The 5,512-nt window shown below is 61.9% G+C and carries 7 protein-coding genes; 6 read left to right on the top strand and 1 reads right to left on the bottom strand.

What is annotated here, in order from left to right; genetic code table 11:
- Nucleotides 1–638 precede the first annotated feature (638 nt).
- The gene (locus QZ213_RS23905) at nucleotides 639–1,217 is read left to right on the top strand and encodes a peroxidase-related enzyme (RefSeq protein WP_291688549.1); all 579 of its coding nucleotides are present in this window, start codon (nucleotides 639–641) and stop codon (nucleotides 1,215–1,217) included.
- Nucleotides 1,218–1,325: 108 nt separating this feature from the next.
- On the opposite strand, the gene QZ213_RS23900 is transcribed toward QZ213_RS23905, so the two are convergent.
- The gene (locus QZ213_RS23900; RefSeq protein ID WP_291688548.1) at nucleotides 1,326–1,964 is read right to left on the bottom strand and encodes a ParB-like protein; all 639 of its coding nucleotides are present in this window, start codon (nucleotides 1,962–1,964) and stop codon (nucleotides 1,326–1,328) included.
- A 113-nt stretch (nucleotides 1,965–2,077) separates the two neighbouring features.
- On the opposite strand from QZ213_RS23900, the gene QZ213_RS23895 reads away from it, so the two are divergent.
- From QZ213_RS23895 to QZ213_RS23875, 5 genes are all read left to right on the top strand, one after another.
- Nucleotides 2,078–2,953: an ion channel gene (locus tag QZ213_RS23895; RefSeq protein WP_291688547.1), complete on the top strand. Its 876-nt coding sequence runs from the start codon at nucleotides 2,078–2,080 to the stop codon at nucleotides 2,951–2,953.
- Nucleotides 2,954–3,052: 99 nt separating this feature from the next.
- Nucleotides 3,053–3,400 carry a hypothetical protein gene (locus QZ213_RS23890; protein WP_291688546.1) on the top strand — a complete coding sequence of 116 codons (348 nt, stop codon included), beginning with the start codon at nucleotides 3,053–3,055 and terminating at the stop codon, nucleotides 3,398–3,400.
- Between the two features lie 194 nt (nucleotides 3,401–3,594).
- Complete coding sequence (locus tag QZ213_RS23885; RefSeq protein ID WP_291688545.1) at nucleotides 3,595–3,876, top strand: acyl carrier protein; 282 nt, start codon at nucleotides 3,595–3,597, stop codon at nucleotides 3,874–3,876.
- A gap of 9 nt (nucleotides 3,877–3,885) precedes the next feature.
- Entirely contained in the window at nucleotides 3,886–4,359 is a 474-nt protein-coding gene (locus QZ213_RS23880) for a 3-hydroxyacyl-ACP dehydratase FabZ family protein (RefSeq protein ID WP_291688544.1), read from the top strand.
- Nucleotides 4,352–5,512: beta-ketoacyl-ACP synthase (locus QZ213_RS23875; RefSeq protein ID WP_291688543.1), on the top strand; the 1,161-nt coding region annotated here is incomplete at its 3' end. The genes QZ213_RS23880 and QZ213_RS23875, both read left to right, overlap by 8 nt.

The raw sequence follows: 5,512 nt of genomic DNA, 5'->3' as shown, positions 1-5,512 counted from the left end.
GACCGGGCTTTCTTGCCACCATCATCCGCGGGAACTGCTTCCCGCGAACTTGACGCCAGCGTCGGGGCGTCAGGACCACACGACTTCGCCGTCCGCAAGAAAAGCGCCCTCGTCGTTGGCGCCCCTTGCGTCCACCGCATCCTGTCCCGCGTCCGTGACGATCTCGAGCCGCCCCTCCAGTGGGACAGGACGGCGGTGGATATAGAAGTGATTTGCCATTTCTGAAAATCAGAATATTTTTTCGAATGGGACTGGACAGCCCAAATCACGTTGATCGGGCTCAAGAAATTAGATTTTACGCCGAAGCGGCGAAGGTGACCCCAGCCGCTAATGGTGCCGCGGAGATGGCTCAGCAACTCCGCAACCGGGGATATACCCCATTTGGGTTTGTGACGGACAATTTTGCCGCGGCGCGGCGCTTCATGAGCTAGAAGAACTGCGGTGACAGCGCACTCAATGACTCCCTCGCTTTGTTTGGCACCATGCCGCATGGCTCGCCTCGCCTGTGCCGTCGCCCCCCGGTTAGGCCGCGCTCCCCCAACACGGCAATGACCGCGCGGGCCATACTTTGCGAGAGCCTCTGCCATCGACTATGGTCCGGATCGCCGCACCTGGCTGCGTATATCCGGAACCTGCCCATGACCCACCCCGTCGCAAAGCGCTTCCCCGCTCCCGCCATCGACAGCCTGCCGGACGACATCCGAACCCGCCTCACCACAGTGCAGGAGAAATCCGGCTTCGTTCCGAACGTGTTTTTGACGCTGGCCTACCGGCCCGACGAATTCCGCGCCTTCTTCGCCTATCACGATGCCCTGATGGAGAAGGACAGCGGCCTCTCCAAGGCCGAGCGCGAGATGATCGTGGTGGCGACCTCCAGCGCCAACCAATGCCATTATTGCGTGATCGCGCATGGCGCCATCCTGCGCATCCGGGCCAAGAACCCGCAGATCGCAGACCAGATCGCCGTCAACTACCGCAAGGCGGACATCACGCCGCGCCAGCGCGCGATGCTCGACTTCGCGATGAAGGTGAGCATTGAGGCGCACAAGATCTCGGAGGCGGATTTTGCCACAGTCGCCGGCCACGGCTTTTCCGACGACGACATCTGGGACATCGCCGCGATCTCGGCGTTCTTCGCGCTGTCGAACCGGATGGCGAACGTCACCGCGATGCGCCCGAACGACGAATTCTACATGATGGGCAGGCTGCCGAAATAGGACTGGGGGAATGGCGAGTAGCGAATGGCGAATGGCGAATGGCGAATAGAAGAAGCTGTGCGTCATGGCGACCTGCTACCCTATTCGCTACTCGCCATTCGCCCCTTCCTAATCGTCCGAGGCGGCGCCGCACCAGCCGGGCAGATAGACCGCGTCCTTGCTTTTCGCGAAACCAATCGCCTTCTCGATGGCCTTCTTGAAATTGTCGTCCACGCTCTGGCGCGACATTTTGCGGCGCAGGAAATCCGCCCACAGGAATTCGCTGAACGGCGTCGTGTCCTTGGCAAAACCGCCCATGCGGCGCACTTCCCCGGCCAGGCTGCGGAACGGATCGTCCTTCAGGTCCACCACCGACCTCGGAATGTCCCTGAAGTGGTGACGCTCGCCTTTGGCGTCGTAGGGATAGACCCATTTGTGATTGTCGAGCACGCCCCAGAATGCGTCTTTGTCAACCATGGTGAGATCGGCGATCACGCTCACCAGAATGTCGTCGACGCCCTCCTCGTGCAGCGCGCGCGCCAGATGATGGTGGTCGACGACGTAGTGCAGCTTGCCCGGTCCCAGCACCACCGGGATCATATGCCTGCCGAGAAACTCGCCCTGCTTCTTCTTCGACTTTTGCTCCTTCCAATGTTCCCGCAAGCGCTTGCGCTTTTCCTTGACCTCGATCATTCCGACCGTCATCTGGGTCGGACGCAGCGAGAGGATCGGGATCGGCTGCAGGATCGGTTCGCGTGTATTCGCCATGTTCAAAACTCCCGACAAATTGGCAAAAATTACTCTGAAACGGCAGCGATTATGCCATGATGGCGCAAGCCATCAAATGCCTTAAACCCGACATGCGACGAGAAACGAAAGAGATGGCCAGCAGCCCGAGCGAACGAACATCGAAGCCGCAGACCGTTCGGCTCGGCAACCGCGAAGTCATCGCCGAGGGCCTTCGTCTCAGCTTCTGGGCGGATATCAGCCATCGCTGCATGACGGCGTCGTGGCCGGCTTTCATCGGCGGCGCCGCGCTGGTGTTTGTCGCCTTCAACGCGGTATTCGCCGTGTTCTACTGGATCGGAAACCAGCCGATCGCGAACGTGCCCGGCGGCGCCTATATCGACTATCTCTATTTCAGCATCGAGACGCTTTCGACCGCCGGCTACGGCGACATGCATCCGCAGACCCACTACGGGCATTTCGTCGCCGCGGTCGAGCTGTTCACGGGCATCTTTTCGATGTCGCTGATGACCGGACTGATCTTTGCGCGGTTCTCGCGGCCGAATGCACGACTGCTGTTCGCCGACCACCCGGTGATATCAGACCATGACGGCAAGCCGACCCTGATGGTGCGCTTCGCCAACGAACGCCACAACATCATCGGCAACGCCACCGCCAGGCTATGGTTGCTCCGCAACGAAGTCAGCCTGGAGGGCCAGTCGTTCCGGCGGTTCTACGAGCTGCCGCTGGTGCGGAACGAGCACCCCGCGCTCGCCCTGAGCTGGACGCTCTATCATGTGCTGGACGAGCAGAGCCCGCTTTACGGGCTAAATGCCGGCGACCTCGACGCGTCGGAGGTTTCGCTGGTCGTGGTGGTGTCCGGATATGATGTTGTTGCGGCGCAAACCGTCCACGCCCGGCGATCCTACGACCATTCCAACATCCGTTTCGGCCACCGCTACGCCGATATCCTCGACACCTCGGACGACGGCCGGATCAGATCGACTACGGCAAGTTCCATGAGACCTTGAAGCAATAGATTATCGCATTGCCGGCATGACAACATTTTCTGTGGGACGCGTCAGCGGCCGTGCTAGATAAGATCAGGATGACCCGGAGAGCTGGCAGCAGTGAATAACCGGCAGCCCATTGCGTCGGAAGAAGAGCACCGCGTGCTCAAGTTCCGGCCGCGCACCACGGCGCACCCGCCGGAGCGGCGTGCATATCCGGGCGAGCCGGCTCTAAAACAGGACGTCGATCACGGGCCGGATGACCTGTCGCGCTACGAACGGCCGCGGGATGAGCCGGACGATTTTCGCCTTCGCATGCTGGCCAACATCGCGGCCTTCGCCTTTACCATCGCGCTGACGGCGGTCGGAATCTGGCTCGCCATGAGCATCGCCGACCTGCGCAAGACCCAGGATTGCGTGCTGATGGGACGCAGCGATTGCGCGCGCATTTCCACGCCGCATTTCTAGGCTTTTTTGGGGACCGGGCCGGGCTGTCCGGCCCGCAAATCCAGTGTGCAGCTACGGCCCGCCTCCATTGAACTCAGGGCGGCGCTCCGATATACGGGCACTCGACTCCGGACGGCGGATCGGGCATTCCGGGGCGCTGCGCCCGATTCCCGTGTCACTCCGGGATTTATCCTCAATATATCAAAGGTTTAGTGATGTCTTCCACATACGATCAGATCGCCACGATTATCGCTGAAACCTGCGACATCCCGCGCGACACGATCACGCCGGAGAGCCACGCGATCGACGATTTGGGGATCGACAGCCTGGATTTTCTCGACATCGCCTTCGCGATCGACAAGGCGTTCGGCATCAAGCTGCCGCTGGAGAAGTGGACCCAGGAGGTCAATGACGGCAAGGCGACCACCGAGCAGTATTTCGTGCTGAAGAACCTCGCCACCCGCATCGACGAATTGGTCGCGGCCAAGGGCGCGTAATCGCCCATCATGCAAATCGAATATTTCCAGCTGATCGACCGCATCGTCGCCCTCAACATCGGCGAGAAGACCATCACCGTCGAGGCCCAGGTTCCCGAGAAAAGCACGATCTTCGAGGGTCACTTTCCCGGCTATCCGATCATGCCCGGCGTGCTCTTGACCGAAGCGATGGCGCAAAGTTCCGGCTGGCTTCTTCTTGCTCTGTTGAAGTTCGAGCGCATGCCATTCCTGGCGATGATCAAGGAAGCCAAGATGCGCGGGTTCGTCAGTCCCGGTCAGTTGCTGACGATCGATGCAAAGATCGAGCACGAAGGCTCGGGCTTTGCGGTCACGTCGGCGAGAGTGCGCGTCGGCACCGAACTGAAGTGCAGCGCTGATCTGACCTTCCGCCACGTCCCCTTCCCCCATCCCGACTTGCGCGTGCATATGGACGCGATGGCCCGCAAGATCGGCTTTCCGCAGCAGGCAATATCGCATGAGTGAGCCGGCGGAAGTCTGGATTACCGGCATCGGTCTGGCGACCTCGCTTGGCGAGGGGCTCGACGCGAACTGGGACGCACTCAAGGCGCGGCGCGTCAACGTCGACGAGAAGGGCTTCGCGCCCTACATCGTTCATCCCTTTGCCCCGGTAAACCTGGACGCCCAGATCCCCAAGAAAGGCGATCAGCGCCAGATGGAAGCCTGGCAGCGCATCGGGACCTATGCCGCCGGGCTGGCGCTGGATTCCGCGGGCGTCAAGGGCAACAAGGAAATCCTGGGACGGATGGACATGATCGTCGCTGCCGGTGGCGGCGAGCGCGATCTCGCGGTGGACTGCAGCATCCTCAACCAGGAAGCCAAGGGCAACTCGGCGCCCGGTTTTCTCAACGAACGGCTGATGAACGATCTGCGCCCGACCCTGTTCTTGGCGCAGCTCTCCAACCTGCTGGCCGGCAACATCGCGATCGTGCACGGCGTCACCGGGTCGTCGCGTACCTTCATGGGCGAGGAAGCCGCGGGCGTGGACGCGGCGCGGATCGCGCTCGCGCGAATCGCCGCCGGTCAGAGCGACATCGCGCTGATCGGCGGCTCGCAAAACGGCGAGCGCAAGGACCTGCTGGTGCTCTACGAATTCGGCGGCTTCAACCTGAAGGACAAGTTTGCCCCGGTCTGGGCGCGTGAGGGCCATTCCGGTTTTGCACTAGGGTCCGCCGGCGCCTTCCTTGTGATCGAATCCAAGGCCCACGCACAGGCCCGCGGCGCCAAGCCGTATGCGCGCCTGACCAATGTGGTCGCCGATCTGGCGCAGCGCGAGCAGCCCGGTGCGGTGACCGCAACGCTCGAAAAGCTGTGGGGCAAACTCGGCAAGCTCGAGACCAAGGGCGCCATCATCACCGGCGCCACCGGCGCCGAACCCGCCACCTCGGAAGAACGCGCCTTCCTGGGCAAGCATCCGGATTTTGCGGTACGGGCCACCGGCACCATGTTCGGCCATACCCTGGAAACCCAGTTTCCGCTGGGAATAGGACTGGCGGCGCTCTCGATTTCGCGCGGCGCGCTGTTTCCGCCCAACGATCCGACCGGGCTGGAGGTTGAAATGTCGGCGCCGCCGTCCCAGATTGTGGTGGTGGGGGCCGGTCATTGGCGGGGCGAGGGC

This window comes from Bradyrhizobium sp. (assembly GCF_017881085.1).
GTDB lineage: Bacteria > Pseudomonadota > Alphaproteobacteria > Rhizobiales > Xanthobacteraceae > Bradyrhizobium.
Note: the sequence above shows the minus strand (reverse complement) of the source record. Positions and strands in the feature narration are given on the sequence as shown.